This window comes from Streptomyces sp. NPDC052012 (assembly GCF_040689265.1).
Lineage (GTDB): Bacteria > Actinomycetota > Actinomycetes > Streptomycetales > Streptomycetaceae > Streptomyces.
In genome coordinates this window covers 385,144-404,127 of the sequence record NZ_JBFAXA010000001.1, presented here as the reverse complement: position 1 = coordinate 404,127, position 18,984 = coordinate 385,144, and the positions used below count along the sequence as shown (strand labels likewise).

The following is an 18,984-nucleotide window of genomic DNA, read 5'->3' as shown; positions in this document are numbered from 1 at the left end:
ACCGTTCGCTCGATCGAGTGCGCTTGACCCTGCCGCAGCGTCAACGTTTCTACTGGGGGCATGCGGATCGGAGAGATCGCCGCGGCCGTCGGGGTCACCACGCGGGCTGTGCGGCACTACCACCATCTGGGGCTGTTGCCCGAGCCGGAGCGGCGGGGCAACGGGTACCGGGACTACACCTTGCGGCATGCCGTGGTGCTGGCGCGGATCCGGCGGCTGACCGAGCTGGGGCTCGGCCTCGCCGAGGTGCGGGACGTGCTCGCGGACGACGCCGGGAAGGATCTCGTCGAGGTGCTGACGGAGCTGGACGAGGATCTGGCCCGGCAGGAGGCGGCGATCCGGGAGCGGCGGGCCCGGCTGCGGGCGCTGCTGGAGTCGGAGGGCGGGGTGAGTGCGGAGGGGCCCGTGTCGGTGGAGCTCGCCGCGCTGTTCCAGGGCATGGGGGACCTGTCCGACTCGCCCATGGCCGTCAAGGACCGGGAGGTGCTCGCGTTCATCGAGGCCACGGCGCCCGAGGAGGAGCGGGAGCGGCTGCTGGGGATGCTCACCGGTGCGCTGCGCGCCCCGGGGGCCGTGGAGCGGGCGGCCTCCGCCTACGCGCTGCTCGACGCGCTCGCCGACGCCGAGCCGGACGACCCGCGCGTCGAGGAGGCGGCCCGGGCGCTGGCCGCGTGCGTGCCCCCCGGCCTGGTGCCGGAGGGGGCGGACGTCCACGAGGGCGGTCACGGCAGTTTCCTGCGTGCCTTCTACGCCGACTTCGCGCCCGCCCAGGCGGAGGCGATCCGGCGGACCCTGCGGATCGTCCAGGAGGGACGGGGATGAAGGTTCTCCGTATGGGGTGGCTGCTCGTGCGGCACGAGGTGCGGCTGCTCGTCGGGCTCGGACTCTGGGCCGCGCGGCGGACCCACGGCACGGCGGGCGGGACGGCCTTCGGGTACGCGCGGGGGCAGGGCGCGGTGATGTTCGGCTTCGCGTTCGTGTGCGTGATCGAGACGGTCGCGATGTCGGTGCTGCTGCGGGACTGGCCGGCCGTGGAGCGTGCGGTGCTCGTCCTGGACGTGTACGGCGTCGTCATCGTCGTCGGCATGCACGCGGCGTCCGTGGTCCGGCCGCACGTGCTGTACGACGGCTCACTGCGGGTCCGCCGCGCCGGTCATGTGGACGTACGGGTGCCGCTGGAGCGGATCGCGTCCGTGCGCCGTGAGTTGCGCACCACGCACGAGCGGGCCGAGGGTGAGCTGAATCTGCCGGTCGGCGCCCAGACCTCCGTGACGATCGAGCTCGACGAGCCCGTCACCCACGTCACCTTCCTCGGCCGCCGCCGGCCCGTCCGCGTCCTGCGCTTCCACGCCGACGACGCCGGCGCCCTCGTACGCGCCCTCACCCAGGAGCGCAGCGCCGCCGCCTGAGACGGGCGCCGTACCCTGTCCCGGAGCTCTATCCGAAGGAGTACGTGTGCTTGTCCTGCTGCCGCCGTCCGAAGGCAAGGCCGCTTCCGGCCGCGGTGCCCCGCTGAAGCTCGAGTCGCTGTCGCTGCCGGGGCTGAACGACGCCCGGGAGGCCGTGCTCACCGAGCTGGTGGACCTGTGCGCCGGTGACGAGGACAAGGCGCGGGACGTGCTGGGGCTGAGCGAGGGGCTGCGGGCCGAGGTCGCGAAGAACGCCGGGCTGCGCACCGCCGGCGCCCGGCCCGCCGGGGAGATCTACACCGGGGTGCTGTACGACGCCCTGGACCTGGCCTCGCTGGAGCCGGCGGCGAAGCGGCGGGCGGCCCGGCAGCTGCTCGTCTTCTCCGGGCTGTGGGGTGCCGTCCGGGTCACCGACCGGATTCCCTCCTACCGCTGCTCGATGGGCGTCAAGCTGCCCGGACTGGGGGCGCTCGGCGCGCACTGGCGTGCGCCGATGGCCTCCGTGCTGCCCGAGGCGGCCGGGAACGGCCTGGTGCTGGACCTGCGGTCGTCCGCGTACGCGGCGGCGTGGAAGCCGAAGGGCGAGGTGGCGGTGAGGACGGCGACCGTGCGGGTGCTGCACGCGCCGACCCGGAAGGTGGTCAGCCACTTCAACAAGGCGACCAAGGGGCGGATCGTACGGAGCCTGCTGACGGCCGGCGCCGCGCCGAAGGGGCCCGGGGAGCTGGTGACGGCGCTGCGGGACCTCGGGTACGTGGTGGAGGCGCAGGCGCCGGGGCGGGCCGGGACGCCGTGGACGCTGGATGTGCTGGTGGACGAGGTCCACTGAGAGCAAGCGTATTGCAGTATATGCAACGCTCTTTGCACAGAGCGCGTCGACGGGGGCAGGATGACGCCATGACCTCACCCCTGCCCTCCTCTGTGCTGGATCTCGCCCCGATCGTGCCCGTCGTCGTGATCGACGACGCCGCCGACGCCGTGCCGTTGGCGCGGGCGCTGGTGGCCGGTGGGCTGCCGGCGATCGAGGTGACCCTGCGGACCCCGGCCGCGTTCGACGCGATGCGGGCGATCGCCGGTGAGGTGCCGGACGCGGTGGTCGGGGCGGGGACGGTGATCACGCCGGGGCAGGTGGCCGAGGCGGTGGACGCCGGGGCGCGGTTCCTGGTGAGTCCGGGCTGGACGGACGGGCTGCTGGAGGCGATGCGGGCGTCGGGGGTTCCCTTCCTGCCGGGGGTGTCGACGGCCTCGGAGGTCGTCGCGCTGCTCGAGCGTGGGGTGCGGGAGATGAAGTTCTTCCCGGCGCAGGCGGCGGGCGGGACGGCGTATCTCAAGTCGCTGGCCGGTCCGCTGCCGCAGGCCCGCTTCTGCCCGACCGGGGGGATCGGGCCGGACACCGCGCCGGAGTATCTCGCGCTGCCCAACGTGGGGTGCGTCGGCGGGAGTTGGATGCTGCCGGCGGATGCGGTGGCGGACGGGGACTGGGCGCGGATCGAGCGGCTGGCGCGAGCTGCGGCGGGGCTCAGCGCAGATGTGACGTGTCGTTGAACAGCCGCACGCTGGCGTTGCCGTCGGCGTAGTACGCGACCGCCGACAGGGAGGCCGCCGACAGTTCCATACGGAACAGGGCCTCGGGCGGGGCGCCCAGGGCGAGCCGTACGAAGGTCTTGATCGGCGTGACGTGGCTGACGAGCAGGACGGTGCGGCCCGCGTACGCCGCGATCAGCTTGTCCCGGGTGGCGGCGATCCGGGTGGCGGTGGCCGCGAAGCTCTCGCCGCCGCCGGTGGGTTCGGCGTCGGGGGAGGACAGCCAGGCGTCGAGATCGTCGGGGTGGCGTTCGCGGACCTCGGCGAAGGTGAGGCCCTCCCAGGCGCCGAAGTCGGTCTCGCGCAGGCCGTCGTCGACGGTGACGTCCAGACCGAGGCGGGCGGCCACGACGGCGGCGGTCTCGCGGGTACGGGCGAGGGGCGAGGCGACGATCGCCTGGACGGTGCCGCGGCGCGCGAGAGCGGCGGCGACCTTCTCGGCCTGCTCCCGGCCGATGTCGGAGAGGGAGGGATCACTGCCGCCGCTCCCCGAGAAACGCTTCTGCGGGGTGAGCGGCGTCTCCCCGTGCCGCAGCAGTACGAAGGTGGCGGGCGGCCCCATGTCGGCGGGCCCCCACCCGACACCGGGCGACGCGACAGCCTGCGCGGCACGGACATCGGCGTCGGCCTTCGCGGCTCCACCGCCGGGACTCCCCGCCGCTGCTGGGCGAGCCGAAGACGTGCCGGAGGAAGAGGAAGCGGCAGGAGGAGCGGGGGAAGCCTCAGCGCGGGAAGCCCCAGAGGGGGAAACCTCAGCGCCGGAAGCCCCAGCAGGAGAACCCTCAGCGCCGGAAGCCTCGGCAGGAGACACCTCGGCCGGCGACCCAGGCTCGCGGTGGATCACCGTGCCCAGTGCCGCGCCGTCCATCGCCTCGTTGGCCAGGCGGTCCGCACGCTTGTTCTGGTCGCGGGGGATCCACTCCCAGCTCACCCGGTCCGGCGGGAAGACCCGAGCCGCCTGTGCCGCCAGCGGCTTCATGTCGGGGTGTTTGATCTTCCAGCGGCCCGCCATCTGCTCGATGACCAGCTTGGAGTCCATGCGGACGTGGACGACCGCCTCCGGGTCCAGGGCCCGCGCGGCGCGCAGGCCGGCCAGCAGGCCCCGGTACTCGGCGACGTTGTTCGTGGCGACGCCGAGGTACTCGGCCGTCTCCACGAGCGTCTCGCCCGTCGCCGCGTCGACGACGACCGCCCCGTATCCCGCGGGCCCGGGGTTGCCCCGCGACCCGCCGTCCGCCTCGACGATGAACTCCCGCACCGGTGACCGCTCCTACAGCCCCGACTCGGCCGTGCGCACCAGGATGCGGCGGCAGTTCTCGCACCGCACCACCGTCTCCGGCGCGGCCTGGCGGATCTCGTTCAGCTCGGTGATGGCCAGTTCCTGGCGGCAGCCCTGGCAGGTGCGGGCGTACAGCTTCGCCGCGCCGACTCCGCCCTGCTGCTCGCGCAGCTTCTCGTACAGCTTGAGCAGGTCCGCGGGGACGGACCCGGCGACGACCTCGCGCTCCTTGGTGACCGAGGCGGCCTCGCCGTCGATCTCCTCGAGCGCCGCGTCCCGGCGTGCCATCGCGTCGTCGATCTTGGACTGGACGGAGGCGACCCGCTCGGTCAGTTCCGCGACCCGCTCCTGCGCGGACTCGCGGCGCTCCATCACCTCCAGGACGATGTCCTCCAGGTCGCCCTGCCGCTTGGCGAGGGAGGCGATCTCGTGCTGGAGGTTCTCCAGGTCCTTGGGCGAGGAGACGGCACCGGAGTCGAGGCGCTTCTGGTCGCGGGCGGCGCGCTGGCGCACCTGGTCCACGTCCTGTTCGGCCTTGGTCTGCTCGCGGGCGCAGTCGCTCTCCTCGGTCTGCGCGGCGACGAGCAGGTCGCGCAGCTGGGTGAGGTCCCGGTTCAGCGACTCGATCTCGGCGTGCTCGGGCAGCGACCTCCGCTTGTGGGCGAGCTGCTGGAGGCGGACGTCGAGGTCCTGGACGTCGAGAAGTCGGATCTGGTCGGCGGGCGCGGCGTTCAGTTGGGGGCTCCAGATGTATCGGTGGTGGCGGTGGACGCCGCGTGGGCGGTCCAGGGGTCGGTGACCGTCCGGGAGACATGGACCCTCAGGTCCCACCCCCTGCGGTCGGAGATCTCGTCGAGCTGGGCTGCGGCCAGCTCGCACCAGGGCCACTCGGTGGCCCAGTGGGCCGCGTCGAACAGCGCCAGGGGACTGTGGGCGAGGGCCTCGGATGCCGGGTGGTGGCGCAGGTCCGCGGTGAGGAAGGCGTCCACACCGGCGGCGCGCACGTCGTCGAAGAGGCTGTCGCCGGAGCCGCCGCTGACCGCGATCGTCCGGACGACCGCCTCGGGGTCGCCGGCGACGCGGATGCCCTGCGCGGTGGCGGGCAGCCGCTCGGCGGCGCGGGCGGCGAGTTCGCGGACGGTGAGGGGGTGGTCCAGCTCGCAGATCCTGCCCAGGCCCCGGCGGCCGTCGGGGTCGGTCGGGTCGGGCACCAGGGGCCGTACGACCCGCAGGTCCAGTGCGCCGGCCAGCGCGTCGCTGACGCCCGGGTCGGCGGTGTCGGCGTTGGTGTGGGCGACGTGCAGCGCGATGTCGTTCTTGATCAGGGTGTGCACCACGCGGCCCTTGAAGTGGGAGGCCGCGACGGTCGTCGTGCCGCGCAGATAGAGCGGGTGGTGGGTGACCAGCAGGTCGGCGTCCAGCTTCACCGCCTCGTCGACGATCTCCTGGACCGGGTCGACGGCGAACAGGACCCGGGTGACCTCCTGGCCGGGGTCGCCCACGACGGTGCCGACCGCGTCCCAGGACTCGGCCCGCTCGGCGGGCCACAGGTTCTCCAGCGCGGCGATGACTTCTGACAGACGGGGCACGGGAGCAAGGCTACCTGGAGGTTTCGTACGGCAGTACCGGCGCGGACCCCTCGGCCGGTACCTCTTCCCGGCCAGCACACACACCCCCGTTTCCTCAGGCGAATCGTTCCTGGAACACCCTTATGTGTGAAGCGGGCGCCCGTGGATCCCCCGTCTGTGCGTGCGAAAACTACGTTCGTCGCCGGAGGTGACCGAACGATGACGGCCTGTGCGATCGAGCCTTCGACGGGACACGAGGACGGGGCTGCGCCACCCGGCTGCACCATCACCGCGGACGGTTCCTACGCCGCGCGCCTCGCCCGCTCCGGCGACTCCCTCTTCCCCGAGCGCTGGACGCTCGACGGTCCCGAGCCGTACGCGGTGCCGCTGCCCGGCAACCAGCCCGAGGAGCCCGGCACCGAGGTGCAGCCGCTGAGCGACGGGCGGGTCCTGGTCCACCGGCTGGTGGACGGGCGGCACGCCTTCTCCCTGCTGTATCCGACCGGTCCGGGCACCGGGGAGCTGCCGCTCGGGGCGGTCGAGTGCCCGGACGGCGACACCCGGCTGTCACTGCTGCCGCCCGCGCCGTGCGGGGAGCGGGCGTACGCGGTGGCCGTCGGCGCGGGGTCGACGGCGCTGTGGCTGGTGGCGGGCGGCGCCTTCGGGCCCGAGCGCCTCGCCGAGATCCCCGGCCGCTGCTCGGGCGGGGTGTGGCTGGACCGCGCCGGACGCATGCTGGCGCTTGACCGGGAGACCGGCGGGCGCACCAAGGCGGTCGTGGTGGACCTGGAGCGCGGCGGTGAGGTGTCGCCGCTGCTGCAGATCGCCGCCGAGAGCGACGACCGGGTGCTGCTGGCGGACCCGGACAGCGGTCTGCTGCTGATCCGCTCGGACGCGCCGTCACCGGGGAGCGGCCGGCTGGGCTGGGGGGTGCTGGGCAGCACCCTGCCGGTGCGCTTCCCGGAGTGCCTGCGGCTGCCCGACTGCGCCGTCACCCCGTTCGCGATCCAGCCCGGGCAGGTGCTGACCCCGGAGGGCTGTGCGGTGGCCCTGCGGATCGACGGCCCGCTCGGCTCGTGGGTCGGGGTGTGGCGGCCGGCCGAGCGGCGCGTGCACCATCTCCCGGCGCCGGAGGGGTGGTTGACGGGCAGCGGGCTGTGGACGCAGGAGGGGGTGCTGCGGCTGCCGTACGCCACGGCGGCGGTGCCGTGCGGGGTGGCCGGGCTGAACGCGCCCGCGCGGGAGGAGAAGCCGGAGAAGAGCGCACCCGTCTCCACGGAACCGGAGGACTCGGCTCCCGCCGAGCCCGCGGCAGCTCGTCCCGTTCCGCTCCAACAGGCGCCGTTGGGACGGCTTGTAACGAAGTAGTGGCGGTTGGCGTGGCCGTCTGGATTCGGGCCGTGGTGGGCCGGTTACACTCGCCCGGCTGTAGGAAAGATCATGTTTACGGGGTGAATTCCTTCCGATGAACGACGCCATGACGAACCAGGCGCACACCACTGAGAGCGGTCAGGTCGCCGCCGGGCACGGCAAGCACCGGGGCCCGGTCTCCACGCACGACGCGGAGACGACCCCGCGCGGCCGGCACCGCAGGCCGGTGGAGGAGAACGAACACGCGGAGTCCGCTGCCTGACGTACGTCGGCAGCACGCTCCGCACACCGGCCCCCGCCCGTCACACGACGGGCGGGGGCCGTCTCGTGTCCCGGGCCGGTCAGCCGCGCCGCAGCCCCAGCACCTCCACCGCCGCGAAGGTCTCGTCCCCCGGCCGGCGCTCGTAGTACGGAGTGAGCAGCGTGTCCAGTTCGTCGTAGGTGAACCTGGCCTGCTTGCTGTCGAACTGCGCGGCGATCCGCGGCCGTTCGACGATGGCCACCATGCCGCCGTGCACCACGAGGAGCTGTCCGTTGAGGCGCGCGGCGGCGGGTGAGGCCAGGTAGCCGACCAAGGGCGCGACGTGTTCCGGGGCGAGCGGGTCCAGGCCGTCGGGCGCCGGAGCCACGTCCGCGAAGACGTCCTCGGTCATCCGGGTGCGGGCGCGGGGGCAGATGGCGTTGGCGGTGACGCCGTACTTGGCGAGGGCGTGCGCGGTGGAGGTGGTCAGGCCGACGATCCCGCCCTTGGCCGCCGCGTAGTTGGGCTGCCCGGCGGATCCGGCCAGGAACGCCTCCGAGGAGGTGTTGACGATCCGCCCGTGCACCGGCTGTCCGCCGCCGCGTTTGAACCGCTCCCTCCAGTGGGCGGCGGCGTGCCGGGTGGTGTTGAAGTGTCCCTTGAGGTGGACGCGGATCACGGCGTCCCACTCGTCCTCGGTCATGGAGAAGACCATGCGGTCGCGCAGGATGCCCGCGTTGTTGACCAGGACGTCGAGCCGTCCGAAGGTGTCGATCGCCAACTGGAGAAGTTCAGCCGCCTGTTGGTGGTCGGCGACGTCCCCGGTGTGGGCGAGCGCGGTGCCGCCCGCGGCCCGGATCTCCGCGGCCACGTCCTCGGCGGGCACGGCGGAGGCCGCGCCGGTGCCGTCGCGGCCCGGCTGCCCGTGGTCGTTGACGACGACGGCGGCACCGAGCCGGGCGAGCTCCAGCGCCTCGGCCCGGCCCAGCCCCCGGCCGGCACCGGTGACGACCGCGGTGAGGCCTTCCAGCGGTGTGGAGGACATCGGGGCGCCCTCACAGCTCCACGCAGGTGCGCAGCGCGGTGCCCGTGCGCATCTGGTCCAGGGCCTCGTTGATGTCGGCGAGCGGCACCCGGTGGGTGATCAGGCCGTCCAGGTCGACGCGGCCGGCCCGCCACAGGGCGATGGTCCGCTCATAGGAGCGCACGACCTCGCCGCCGCCGTACAGGGACGGCAGTATGCGCTTCTCGTCGAAGAACAGCTCGAACATGCTGAGTTGCAGGAAGTCGTCCATGGCGCCCGCGCCGACCACGACGAGGGTGCCGCCGCGCCGGGTGGTCTCGTAGGCGGTGCGGGCGGTGGCGGAGCGGCCGACGACCTCGAAGACGTAGTCGAAGCCCTCGCCGCCGGTGAGCTGCTGCTTGGTGTCGGCGAGTTCGTCGGGGGCGACGGCCCGGGTGGCGCCGAACCGCAGCGCGGCCTCGCGCCGGGTGGGTACGGGGTCGACGGCGACGATCTCGGCGGCGCCGCGCAGCCGGGCGCCCTGGATCGCCGAGATGCCGACGCCGCCGCAGCCGATGACGGCCACCGACGCACCGGCGGTCACGTCGGCGGTGTTGAGGGCGGCGCCGAGTCCGGTGGTGACGCCGCAGCCGATGAGCGCGGCGATGTCGAAGGGCACGTCGTCCGGTACGGGCACCGCGCAGCCGGCGTCGACGACGACCTCCTCGGCGAAGGTGCCGGTGCCGGCGAAGCCGAAGACGTCGCCGCCGGGCCGGCGGAAGTTGGGGGTGCCGGCGTTCATGAACCCGGCCAGGCACAGCTCGCTCTGCCCGCGCCGGCAGGACGGGCAGGCCCCGCAGGCGGGCAGCCAGCAGAGCACGACCCGGTCCCCCGCCTTGAGCCCGGTGACCCCCTCCCCCGCCTCGACGACCTCACCCGCGCCCTCGTGCCCCGGCACGAACGGCGCCGGCTGCGGCAGCACCCCGCTCATCGCGGACAGGTCGGAGTGGCACAGTCCGGTGGCGTGCACCCGGATGCGCACCTTGCCGGGCCCGAAGCCCACCGCCTCGACGTCGTCGAGGACCTCGAGCTTGTCCTGGCCGGTCTCGTGGAGTACGGCTGCGCGCATGGCGGGGGCTCCCCTCGGCTGGGCGGGTTCAGGAGTGTGCGACGACGGTGTCGGCGAGCACGGGCGCGTCGTCCCGCTCCGCCGCGCTGACGGCCACGCGCACCTCGCCGTCGCGGCCCACCCCGCGCCACATCCGGATGCGCAGGGTCTCGCCGGGGTACACGACTCCGGCGAAGCGGGTGGCGTAGGCGCGGACGCGGCCGACGTCCCCGCCGAGCAGCGTGTCGACGACGGCCTTGAGCGTCATGCCGTAGGTGCACAGCCCGTGCAGGATGGGCCGCTCGAACCCGGCCCGCGCGGCGAACTCGGGGTCGGCGTGCAGCGGGTTCCAGTCGCCGGAGAGGCGGTACAGCAGCGCCTGGTCCTCGCGGACGGTGCGCTCGACGACGCGGTCCGGCTCCCCGGCGGGTGCCTCGCGCCGCACGGACGGTCCCCGGTCGCCGCCCCAGCCGCCTTCGCCGCGAACGTAGATCTGGGCGTCGTTGGTCCACAGCGGCCCGTCGGCGTCGGTGACGTCGGTGCGCATGACGAGGACGGCCGCCTTGCCCTTGTCGTACACGGCGGCGATGCGGTGGGTGGCGGTGGCGGTGCCCTCGACGGGCAGGGGGCGGTGCAGGGTCAGCGACTGGCCGCCGTGCAGGACGCGGGCCAGGTCGACCTCGACGCCGGGCATGGACAGGCTCCCGATCACGCCGGGTGCGCCGGCGCCCGCGACGGTGGCGAAGCTCGGCAGGACGTGCAGCCGGGACTCCAGCGTGTAGCGCAGTTCGCCGGGGTCGGTGGCGGGGGTGCCCGCGCCGATGCCGAGGTGGTAGAGCAGGACGTCCTTGACTCCCCAGCTGATCTCGCCGGTCCGGGGTTCGGCGGCGAGCGCCTTGACTGCGTCGATGGGCATGGGACTCCTGATCGCCGGATGCTGACCGATGCCGAAGACCCCGGTGCGACCGTCCGCACCGTCGGGCGCACCGAGGTCGTCACGGGGCCGCGGGAACTCGCCGGCATGCTAGAACGCGTTCCAGTACGGCGCCCCTCTGTATAGCCCAGCCTGGAAGAGTTGTGAAGGCTCCTGACACTGTGTCAGCTAAAGGGGGCAGCAGGGCCGCTCACCCCCGCCGGAACAGCCCCGTCCACAGAAAGTCCTCCCCGAACATGGCGCTGTCCTCCCCCTGCCGCGCCATCCGCCGCAGTTCGACCTCCGTGAGGCCGGAGAAGATCCGCCGCAGTGAGTCGTCGGTGTAGGCGAGTCCGCCTCGCAGGCCCCTGCCCCGGTAGAACTCCGCGTCGTCCAGCTCCGAGCCCATGCCTCCGGCCGCGAAACAGGTCAGCGCGAAGCAGCCCCCCGGTGCGAGCACCCGCTCCAGCAGCGCGAGGTAGCTGATGCGCCGGTGCGGCGGCAGGTGGTGGAAGCAGCCGGAGTCGTAGACGAGGTCGTACTGGCCGCGGAGTTCCGTGGCGGTGAGGGCGAAGGCGTCGCCGCGGTGGAAGCGCACACCGCGCGCCACGGTCTCGCGGGCCCGCTCCCGGGCCCATTCGACGGCGGCCGGGGAGAGATCCACCGCGTCCACCTCGAATCCCCGCGCGGCCAGAAACAGGGCGTTGCGCCCGGGACCGCAGCCGAGGTCGAGGGCCCGGCCGCCGGTGAGGAGGCCGCGGTCGGCGTAGGACACGAGGTTCTCGTCGGGTTTCGCCGCGAAGAAGGGGACCGGGCGGGAGCGGTCGGCGTAGAAGGCGTCCCACCAGTCGGCGCCGCGCTGTGTCCAGCGGTCGGCCTCCGGTGCGAACAGGCCGTCCAGGAGGGCGAGTACATCGTCGACGGTGCGTATGTTCCGGTCCATCCGGGCTCCCTTCCGCGTCGGTCGATCGTACGGTGGGAGCGGGTGAAATCCCAGGTCAGACGGGCTTGTTGGGGTCGCGGTGGAGCCGCCGGCCGGACGTCTGCGCGCCCAGCGGGCCGGTCGGCGGACCGGGCCCCGGGCGGGGCGGGAAATCGGCCGCAGGGCCCCGTCGAAGGCTGTCAGGGTGCCGTTCCCGCCCCCGCCTCCCCCACTTTTTCCGCCCCCCGGGTCAGTGCGCCGCCCCCGCCTTCCGCGGCAGCCACAGCCACATCAGCACGGCCCCGGCCGCCAGCACCACCGCGCCCGTGCGGAAGGCCAGGGCGTAGCCGTCCGTCAGGGCTTCCGGGGTGCCGGCCTCGCCCGTACGCGCCGCCGCGAGGGTGGACATGACCGCCAGACCCAGGGAACCGCCCATCGTGCGGGAGGTGTTGACCAGACCGGAGACCAGGCCGGCCTCCTCGGGCGGAGCCCCGGACGTGGCGAGGGCGGCGAGCGGGGTGCCGGCGAGGCCCGCGCCCAGCATCATCAGGATGCCGGGGAGCATGATCGCGGTCAGGTACGTGCCGTGCGCGGTCATCGTCGACTGCCAGCCGAACCCGGCCGTCGCGACGAGCGTGCCGAGCACCGCCACCGTGCGCGGTCCGGCCGTGCGCATCAGCCGGGGTGCCAGTTTGGAGCCCAGCACCACGGCGAGCGAGCTCGGCACCAGGGCGAGCCCGGCTTCCAGCGGGGTGTAGCCGAGCACGTTCTGCGCGTACAGCGTCATGAAGTACCACATGCAGAACATGGCGGCCCCGCTGAGGAACATCGCCACGTTCGCCGACGCCACCGGCCTCAGCCGCAGCAGCCCGAGCGGCATGAGCGGCGCCTTCGCCCGCGCCTCGACGAGCAGGAACCCCGCGATGAGCGCGAGCCCGGCGAGCAGGGGTACGACGGTGACGGGCGCCGTCCACCCCTCGGCCTCGGTCTGCGAGATGCCGTACGCCAGCGTGCCGAGGCCCGCCGTCACCAGGACCGCCCCGGGCAGGTCCAGCCGCCGCCGGTCCCCCGCCCTGCTCTCCGCCAGCCCCACCGCGGCGGCGGCGAGCACCACCGCCCCGACCGGCACGTTGATCAGCAGCACCCAGCGCCACGACAAGGTGTCCACCAGCAGCCCACCGACGAACCCGCCGGCCGCGCCGCCGCCCGCGCCGACGGCCGTCCAGGTGGCGATCGCCCGCGCCCGCGCCGCGCCCTGCGGCACCGCGGAGGTCACCAGGGTCAGCGTGGAGGGTGCGAGCACCGCCGCCCCCAGCCCCTGCACGGCCCGCGCCAGCAGCAGCTGCCAGCCCTCCTGCGCCAGCCCGCCCGCCAGCGAGGCCAGGGTGAACAGCCCGAGGCCGACGAGGAACATCCGCTTGCGCCCGTAGAGGTCCCCGGCGCGCCCGCCGAGCAGCATGAACCCGGCGAAGGCGATCGCGTAGGCGTTGACCACCCACTGCAGGCCCTGCTCGTCCAGCCCGAGGCCGGCGCGGATCGACGGCAGGGCGACGTTGACCACGGAGATGTCGAGCACGACGAGGAACTGACCGGCACACGCGAGGGTCACCACCAGCCAGGCGGGCGGTGTGCTGCGTCGGGAGGCCGAGGTGGCGGTGCCGGGAGCTTCGAGCATGAGCGCCATGGTCTCAATCGCCGCGCATCGTCCGTCAAGGGAAGGTCAAGGATTCGTTAGAGTGCCGAAGCAACGGAATAGTTGCCTGAGCAGACAGGTTCCCGCTTCCATGACCTTGACGACGACCGACCGTGCCGCCCACGACGTGCGCGAGGTGAGCGGGGCCGTGGTGCCGCTGCTGGCCTTCGCGGGAATCGTGGTCGCGGTGATGCAGACCCTGCTGGTGCCGGTCATCAAGGATCTCCCGCGCCTGCTGGACACCTCACCCGCCGACGCGACCTGGGTCCTGACCTCGACCCTGCTCTCCGGTGCGGTGGCCACCCCGATCATGGGGCGGCTCGGCGACCTGTACGGCAAGCGGCGGATGCTGGTCACCAGCCTCGCCGTGATGGTGGTGGGCGCGCTGGTCAGCGCGTTCACCAGCGATCTGCTCCTGATGATCGCCGGCCGGACGCTCCAGGGCTTCGCGATGGGCGCGATCCCGCTCGGCATCGGCCTGATGCGCGACCTGCTGCCCCGTGAGCGGCTGGGCTCGGCGATGGGCCTGATGAGCTCCTCCATAGGCGTCGGCGGCGGCCTCGCCCTGCCCGCCGCCGCACTGGTCGCGCAGCACGCCGACTGGCACGCCCTCTACTTCGGCGCCGCGGGCCTCGGTGTCCTCGCGATCACGCTGATCCTCCTCGTCGTACCGGAGCCCCCGACGCGCGCCGCGGGCCGCTTCGACCTCCCGGGCGCGCTGGGTCTGTCCGCCGGTCTGGTGCTGTTCCTGCTGCCCGTCACCAAGGGCGCGGACTGGGGCTGGACGTCCGCCACGACCCTGGGCCTGTTCGGCGCGGCGGCGGTGGTCCTGCTCCTGTGGGGCGTGATGGAACTGCGCGTCGCGGCCCCTCTGGTGGATCTGCGCACCACGGCCCGCCGCGAGGTCCTCCTCACCAACCTCGCGTCGATCATGGTCGGCGTCTCCTTCTTCGTGGTCTCCCTCGTCCTGCCCCAGCTGCTCCAGCTGCCCGCCGCCACCGGCTACGGACTCGGCCAGTCGATGGTCGTCGCCGGTCTGTGCGTGGCGCCGCTCGGTCTGACGATGATGTTCACGGCCCCCGTGTACGCCCGCCTCTCGGTCCGCTACGGCCCGAAGACCACCCTCATCCTCGGCCTGCTGATCATCGCGGTGGGCTACGGCGGCGGCCTCGGCCTGATGAGCGCCGCCTGGCAGACCGTGGTGACGTCGGTCGTCCTGGGCGCCGGTATCGGCCTCGCGTACTCGTCCCTGCCCGCGCTGATCATCGCCGCGGTCCCGGCGTCGGAGACGGGCGCGGCCAACGGGCTCAACACGCTGATGCGGTCCATCGGCACGTCGGTGTCGAGCGCCGTGATCGGCATGGTGCTGGCGGGTACGGCGAACACGGTGGGCGGGGTGGAGGTGCCGTCCCTGCACGGCTTCCGCGTCTCGTTCCTGATCGCGACGGCGGCGGTGGCCGTGGGCCTGCTCCTCGCCCTGTTCCTGCCGGGCACCCGTCCGCAGACCGGCGGGCAGCTGCGGGCGAGCAGCGAGGAGGAGGCGAACGTGGAGCGCGCGTCGCAGCGGGAGGGCAAGGTCACCGCCTGAGCCGGAGCCGGAGCCGGTTACCGACCGGTACCCCTGTGGCGTGATCATCCGGCCGATACGGCAGCATGGCGCCCGTGGACACACGTACGCCCCCGGAAGAGGCCCGCCCCATGCCGACGGCACCCGCCCCCGACGTCCTCGCCGCGTTCGAGGCGGCGAAGGGCTTCATGCCCGTGGACGAGGGTCTCGCGCTGTACGCCGCGGCCAGGGAGGCGGGCCGCCTCGGCCTCCCGCTCCTGGAGGTCGGCACCTACTGCGGCCGCTCCACGATCCTGCTCGCCGACGCTGCCCGCGCGGCCGGTGTCACCGCGCTGACCGTGGACCACCACCGGGGCAGTGAGGAGCAGCAGCCCGGCTGGGAGTACCACGACCCCGAGACGGTCGACCCCGAGCTCGGCGTGATGGACACCCTCCCCGCCTTCCGCCGCACCCTGCACAGGGCGGGCCTGGAGGACCACGTCGTGGCCCTCGTCGGCCGCTCCCCGCAGATCGCGTCCCTCTGGGCGTCGCCCCTGGCCCTGGTCTTCATCGACGGCGGCCACACCGACGAGCACGCCACCGCCGACTACGAGGGCTGGGCCCCGCACGTGACGGACGGCGGCCTGCTGGTCATCCACGACGTCTTCCCCGACCCGGCCGACGAGTTCACCGGCCAGGCCCCCTACCGCATCTACCTCCGCGCCCTGGCCTCCGGCGCCTTCACGGAGGTCTCGGCCACGAACTCCCTCCGGGTCCTGAGGCGCACGGGGGCCGGGATCTGAACGGCTGGGGCCTGTCGTTCGGATCACGTCGCAGGGAAGGGGCGGTGCCTGATCAGCGCCGGTGAGCGGGGTCTGGTGCGTGCAGCTGCAAGGCGGAGGAGGGAGTCGAAGCGGAGCTTCGGCGACCGACGACAACGCGGCAGATGTGCGTGCCAGATCCCGCGTCTGCGGCGTGATCCAAACGACAGGGCCTAGGGTGGCTGTGTGTCGTACACGGGCCCGGACTTCGATCCTCCTCAGCCGCGCCGTTCCCGGCGGGGACCGCTGACCGTCGCGCTCGCCGCGCTGGTGCCGGGAGCGCTGCTCGGCTGGGCGGTGTACGCCGTGGTCGGCGGCGGGTCGGGGGACGACGATCCGAAGGCGAGCGCCTCGGCGGACGCGTCGCCTTCCGTGTCGTCGCGTGCGCCGTCCACCGTGAAGCCCTCGCCCGAGCCCAGTGACCGGAAGCCCAGCGCCTCCGCCGGCTCCGGCTCCCCGTCCGCCTCCGCGTCCGCGCCGCCGGCCTCCGGCCCGCTCAAGGGCAAGGTCGTCGTCATCGACCCGGGGCACAATCCGGGGAACTTCCGGCACACCGCCGAGATCAACCGGCAGGTGGACATCGGGACCAACCGCAAGGAGTGCGACACCACCGGGACCTCCACCAACGACGGTTACAGCGAGGCGAGGTTCACGCTCGACGTCGCCCACCGGATGCGCGCGCTGCTCGAGGCGCAGGGCGCGACGGTCAAGCTGACGCAGGACGCCGACCGGCCGTTCGGCCCGTGCGTGGACGAGCGGGCGCGGATCGGCAACAGGGCGAAGGCCGATGCCGTGGTGTCCATCCACGCCGACGGTTCCGGCGCGGGCAACCGCGGGTTCCACGTCATCCTCCCCGGCGCCGTGAACGCGGGCGCCGCGGACACCCGCGCCATCGTCGGCCCCTCCCGCGACCTCGGCGAGCGCATCGCCGGCAACTTCGTCCGCGCCACCGGCAGCGCGCCCTCCAACTACGTGGGCGGCGGCACCGGTCTCGTCACGCGTAAGGACCTGGGCGGTCTCAATCTGTCAACGGTTCCCAAGGTGTTCATCGAGTGCGGCAACATGCGCGATAGCAAGGACGCGGCACAGCTGACCAGCGGTGCGTGGCGGCAGAAAGCGGCGCAGGGGATTTCCGACGGAATCGTGAGTTTTCTGCGCGGGTAGGCGATCAGGGCCCTGATCCCGGCGGACAGCCTGATCGTGCGGACGATAGTGTCGTCCCCACGATGAGGGGCCACCCCCGCGCTTGACAGCGACGCCTCTACCGATGACGAGACGACGACCTACGAAGGACCTGAAGTGAATATCCGCTCCCTCACTCGAGGCGACGGCGTGGTGATCGGAGCAGCGGTGTTGCTGTTCATCGCGTCGTTCCTCGACCTCTACTCGATCGACGGCGCTTCGGACGAGGCCGACATCCCCAGCCTGTGGGGCAGCGGGCCGGTCGTTCTCGGGGTCGTGCTGGCCGGCGTCATCGGTGCGGCGCTGATCGTCGTCAGCCGTGGTCTGCCGCAGCCGCCCAAGGTCGCGGGCCTGGACCTCGGCCAGTTCGGTATCGCCTTCACGGTGTTCGCCGCGTGGAGCGCGCTCGGCAACATCTTCGACCCGGTCGGCGGCTTCGACAACGGCGACGGCGGCTTCGCCAATGAGATCGGCGCCGGGACCGGCCTCATCCTCGCCCTCATCGCCACCCTGGTGATGGCCGTCGCCGCGATCGCCACCCCCCTGGTCCCCGCCCTCAAGGGCACCCTGCTCCCGGCCCCCCGCCCTGCCGGCCCGCAGCCCTACGGCGCCCAGCCGCCCGGTGGTTACGGCTACCCGGGTGCGCAGCAGGCCCCCTACGGCGGTCAGCCGCAGCCGGGTCAGCCCGGCCCCGCCGGCCAGCAGCCCTTCCCGGGCGGCCAGCCGCAGCAGGGGCAGCCGGCGCAGCAGCCCGCCGGTGACTTCTCGCCGTTCTGGTTCGCCGTGCCGGTGCCCCGGCCGCTGTTCCCGGAGGACGGCTCGCCGACGCCGATCGCCGAACTCGCCCCCGGTACCTGGTACCTGGCGGTCGAGCAGCGCGGTCAGGCGCTCGTCGCGCAGACGCAGGACGGCCGTCGCGGCGTTCTGCAGGACACCTCGGGCATCCAGCGCGGCTGACCTCATCGTCGTGGCTCGCACGGCCCCTCGCCTTCCCGGCGGGGGGCCGTTGCCGTACAGTCGACGCGCCCACCGTCACTGACACACCGTCAGGAGGCAGGTTCGATGCGGCTCGGTCTCGCGCTCGGTTACTGGGGCCGCGGCCCCTCCCCCGACCACCTGCCGCTCGCGCGGGAGGCCGAACGGCTCGGCTACGACTCGGTGTGGACGGCGGAGTCCTGGGGTTCGGACGCGTTCACGCCGCTCACCTGGATCGCGGCGCACACCTCACGGATCAGGCTGGGCACGGCGGTTGCCCAGATGGCCGCCCGGCCGCCGACCACCGCCGCGATGCACGCCCTCACCCTCGACCACCTCTCCGGCGGGCGCATGATGCTGGGCCTCGGCCTGTCAGGTCCCCAGGTCGTCGAGGGCTGGTACGGGCGCCCGTTCCCAGCGTCGCCACTGACCGCGACCCGCGAGTACGTCGATGTCGTACGGCAGGTGCTGCGCCGCGAGGCCCCCGTCGAACTCGCCGGCCGCTTCCACGCGCACCCCTACCGCGGCCCGGACGCGACCGGTCTCGGCAAACCCCTCAAGCCGATCACTCACCCGCTGCGCCCCGACCTGCCGGTGCTGCTCGGCGCGGAGGGTCCGAGGAACGTCGAGCAGACGACCCGCATCGCGGACGGCTGGCTCCCGCTGTACTGGTCCCCCACCCGCCCCGAGGTCTACGGCCCGGCCCTCGCCGGTCTCCCCGAGGGCTTCACGGTCGCCCCCATGGCACAGGTGCGGGTCTGCGACGACATCGCCGAGGGCCTGCTCCCGGTGAAGGCCATGCTCGGCTTCTACATCGGCGGCATGGGCCACGCGGCACGCAACTTCCACGCCGACCTCATGGCCCGCATGGGGTACGAGGAGGAGGCCCGCCGGGTGCAGGAACTGTTCCTGTCCGGACGCCGGGAGGAGGCGGTGCGGGCCGTGCCGGACGCCTTCGCCGACGAGATCTCCCTGGTCGGCCCCCGGGGACGCATCGCCGAGCGGCTGGAGTCGTGGCGCGAGGGCCCGGTGACGGACCTGCTCGTCCTCTCCCCGGACCCGGCGACCCTCCGGGTGCTGGCGGAGCTCAACTCCTAGCGACACCCGGCTGTTACGGGTTTCAAACGCGCATTCGGGGCCAGACGGAAAGCATGTCCCCTCGATATCGCACTGGTTCCAACTCCGCAGGGACGGTCGTCGCGGTGATCGCGGACATCATGGCCGTCATCCTCGGACTGTGGATTCTGATGTACCTGTTGGACGCCAACCGCGCCAACGACCTGGTGCAGTTCGTCCATGACGCGGCCAACTGGCTCGCGAGCTGGTCCCGTGACCTGTTCACCTTCGACGAGGCGTGGGCGCGCGTGGT

General features: G+C 73.2%; 20 protein-coding genes. 12 read left to right on the top strand and 8 right to left on the bottom strand.

The features are described from left to right. Nucleotides 1–60: 60 nt before the first annotated feature. The 4 genes from AB0412_RS01825 (at nt 61) to AB0412_RS01810 (ending at nt 2,954) form a co-directional block, all read left to right on the top strand. Entirely contained in the window at nt 61–822 is a 762-nt protein-coding gene (locus AB0412_RS01825; protein WP_366400454.1) for a MerR family transcriptional regulator, read from the top strand. Continuing rightward, on the top strand, nt 819–1,409 hold the full coding sequence (locus AB0412_RS01820; RefSeq protein ID WP_366400453.1) for a hypothetical protein: 591 nt from the start codon (nt 819–821) through the stop codon (nt 1,407–1,409). Before AB0412_RS01825 ends, AB0412_RS01820 begins: the two co-directional genes overlap by 4 nt. 46 nt (nt 1,410–1,455) lie before the next feature. After that, complete coding sequence (gene yaaA / locus AB0412_RS01815; protein ID WP_366400452.1) at nt 1,456–2,238, top strand: peroxide stress protein YaaA; 783 nt, start codon at nt 1,456–1,458, stop codon at nt 2,236–2,238. A gap of 68 nt (nt 2,239–2,306) precedes the next feature. Beyond that, the gene (locus AB0412_RS01810) at nt 2,307–2,954 is read left to right on the top strand and encodes a bifunctional 4-hydroxy-2-oxoglutarate aldolase/2-dehydro-3-deoxy-phosphogluconate aldolase (RefSeq protein ID WP_366400451.1); all 648 of its coding nucleotides are present in this window, start codon (nt 2,307–2,309) and stop codon (nt 2,952–2,954) included. Here the strand turns inward: AB0412_RS01810 and AB0412_RS01805 are convergent. The 3 genes from AB0412_RS01805 to AB0412_RS01795 are packed head-to-tail and all read right to left on the bottom strand — an operon-like array spanning nt 2,929 to nt 5,861. Then, on the bottom strand, nt 2,929–4,251 hold the full coding sequence (locus AB0412_RS01805) for a bifunctional RNase H/acid phosphatase (RefSeq protein WP_366400450.1): 1,323 nt from the start codon (nt 4,249–4,251) through the stop codon (nt 2,929–2,931). The genes AB0412_RS01810 and AB0412_RS01805 overlap by 26 nt on opposite strands. 12 nt (nt 4,252–4,263) lie before the next feature. Continuing rightward, nucleotides 4,264–5,007: a C4-type zinc ribbon domain-containing protein gene (locus AB0412_RS01800; RefSeq protein WP_366400804.1), complete on the bottom strand. Its 744-nt coding sequence runs from the start codon at nt 5,005–5,007 to the stop codon at nt 4,264–4,266. Then, entirely contained in the window at nt 5,004–5,861 is an 858-nt protein-coding gene (locus AB0412_RS01795) for a Nif3-like dinuclear metal center hexameric protein (protein ID WP_366400449.1), read from the bottom strand. Before AB0412_RS01795 ends, AB0412_RS01800 begins: the two co-directional genes overlap by 4 nt. Before the next feature lie 198 nt (nt 5,862–6,059). Between AB0412_RS01795 and AB0412_RS01790 the strand changes: the two genes are divergently transcribed. Continuing rightward, nucleotides 6,060–7,208 (top strand): hypothetical protein, encoded by a 1,149-nt coding sequence (locus tag AB0412_RS01790; protein ID WP_366400448.1) that lies wholly within the window; start codon nt 6,060–6,062, stop codon nt 7,206–7,208. Between the two features lie 97 nt (nt 7,209–7,305). Next, nucleotides 7,306–7,473: a hypothetical protein gene (locus AB0412_RS01785; protein WP_366400447.1), complete on the top strand. Its 168-nt coding sequence runs from the start codon at nt 7,306–7,308 to the stop codon at nt 7,471–7,473. 79 nt (nt 7,474–7,552) lie between these two features. Here AB0412_RS01785 and AB0412_RS01780 read toward each other — a convergent pair whose 3' ends face one another. The 5 genes from AB0412_RS01780 to AB0412_RS01760 form a co-directional block, all read right to left on the bottom strand. Next, nucleotides 7,553–8,497, bottom strand: coding sequence for a 3-oxoacyl-ACP reductase (locus tag AB0412_RS01780; protein WP_366400446.1), 945 nt, complete (start codon nt 8,495–8,497; stop codon nt 7,553–7,555). A 10-nt stretch (nt 8,498–8,507) separates the two neighbouring features. Next, a complete protein-coding gene (locus tag AB0412_RS01775; RefSeq protein WP_366400445.1) occupies nt 8,508–9,584 on the bottom strand; it encodes a Zn-dependent alcohol dehydrogenase in 1,077 nt (358 codons plus the stop codon). Nucleotides 9,585–9,612: 28 nt separating this feature from the next. Further along, complete coding sequence (locus AB0412_RS01770; RefSeq protein WP_366400444.1) at nt 9,613–10,479, bottom strand: MaoC/PaaZ C-terminal domain-containing protein; 867 nt, start codon at nt 10,477–10,479, stop codon at nt 9,613–9,615. Between the two features lie 208 nt (nt 10,480–10,687). After that, nucleotides 10,688–11,419: a class I SAM-dependent methyltransferase gene (locus AB0412_RS01765; protein WP_366400443.1), complete on the bottom strand. Its 732-nt coding sequence runs from the start codon at nt 11,417–11,419 to the stop codon at nt 10,688–10,690. 229 nt (nt 11,420–11,648) lie between these two features. Beyond that, entirely contained in the window at nt 11,649–13,073 is a 1,425-nt protein-coding gene (locus tag AB0412_RS01760; protein WP_366400442.1) for an MFS transporter, read from the bottom strand. Nucleotides 13,074–13,182: 109 nt separating this feature from the next. On the opposite strand from AB0412_RS01760, the gene AB0412_RS01755 reads away from it, so the two are divergent. The 6 genes from AB0412_RS01755 to AB0412_RS01730 form a co-directional block, all read left to right on the top strand. Then, nucleotides 13,183–14,679 carry an MFS transporter gene (locus AB0412_RS01755; protein ID WP_366400441.1) on the top strand — a complete coding sequence of 499 codons (1,497 nt, stop codon included), beginning with the start codon at nt 13,183–13,185 and terminating at the stop codon, nt 14,677–14,679. A 110-nt stretch (nt 14,680–14,789) separates the two neighbouring features. After that, on the top strand, nt 14,790–15,440 hold the full coding sequence (locus tag AB0412_RS01750; protein WP_366400803.1) for a class I SAM-dependent methyltransferase: 651 nt from the start codon (nt 14,790–14,792) through the stop codon (nt 15,438–15,440). Between the two features lie 204 nt (nt 15,441–15,644). After that, nucleotides 15,645–16,622, top strand: coding sequence for an N-acetylmuramoyl-L-alanine amidase (locus tag AB0412_RS01745; RefSeq protein WP_366400440.1), 978 nt, complete (start codon nt 15,645–15,647; stop codon nt 16,620–16,622). A 135-nt stretch (nt 16,623–16,757) separates the two neighbouring features. After that, the gene (locus AB0412_RS01740) at nt 16,758–17,597 is read left to right on the top strand and encodes a hypothetical protein (protein ID WP_366400439.1); all 840 of its coding nucleotides are present in this window, start codon (nt 16,758–16,760) and stop codon (nt 17,595–17,597) included. 105 nt (nt 17,598–17,702) lie between these two features. Beyond that, nucleotides 17,703–18,713: an LLM class F420-dependent oxidoreductase gene (locus AB0412_RS01735; protein ID WP_366400438.1), complete on the top strand. Its 1,011-nt coding sequence runs from the start codon at nt 17,703–17,705 to the stop codon at nt 18,711–18,713. A gap of 53 nt (nt 18,714–18,766) precedes the next feature. Then, a partial coding sequence (locus tag AB0412_RS01730) for a hypothetical protein (protein ID WP_366400437.1) occupies nt 18,767–18,984 on the top strand: 218 nt, incomplete at its 3' end.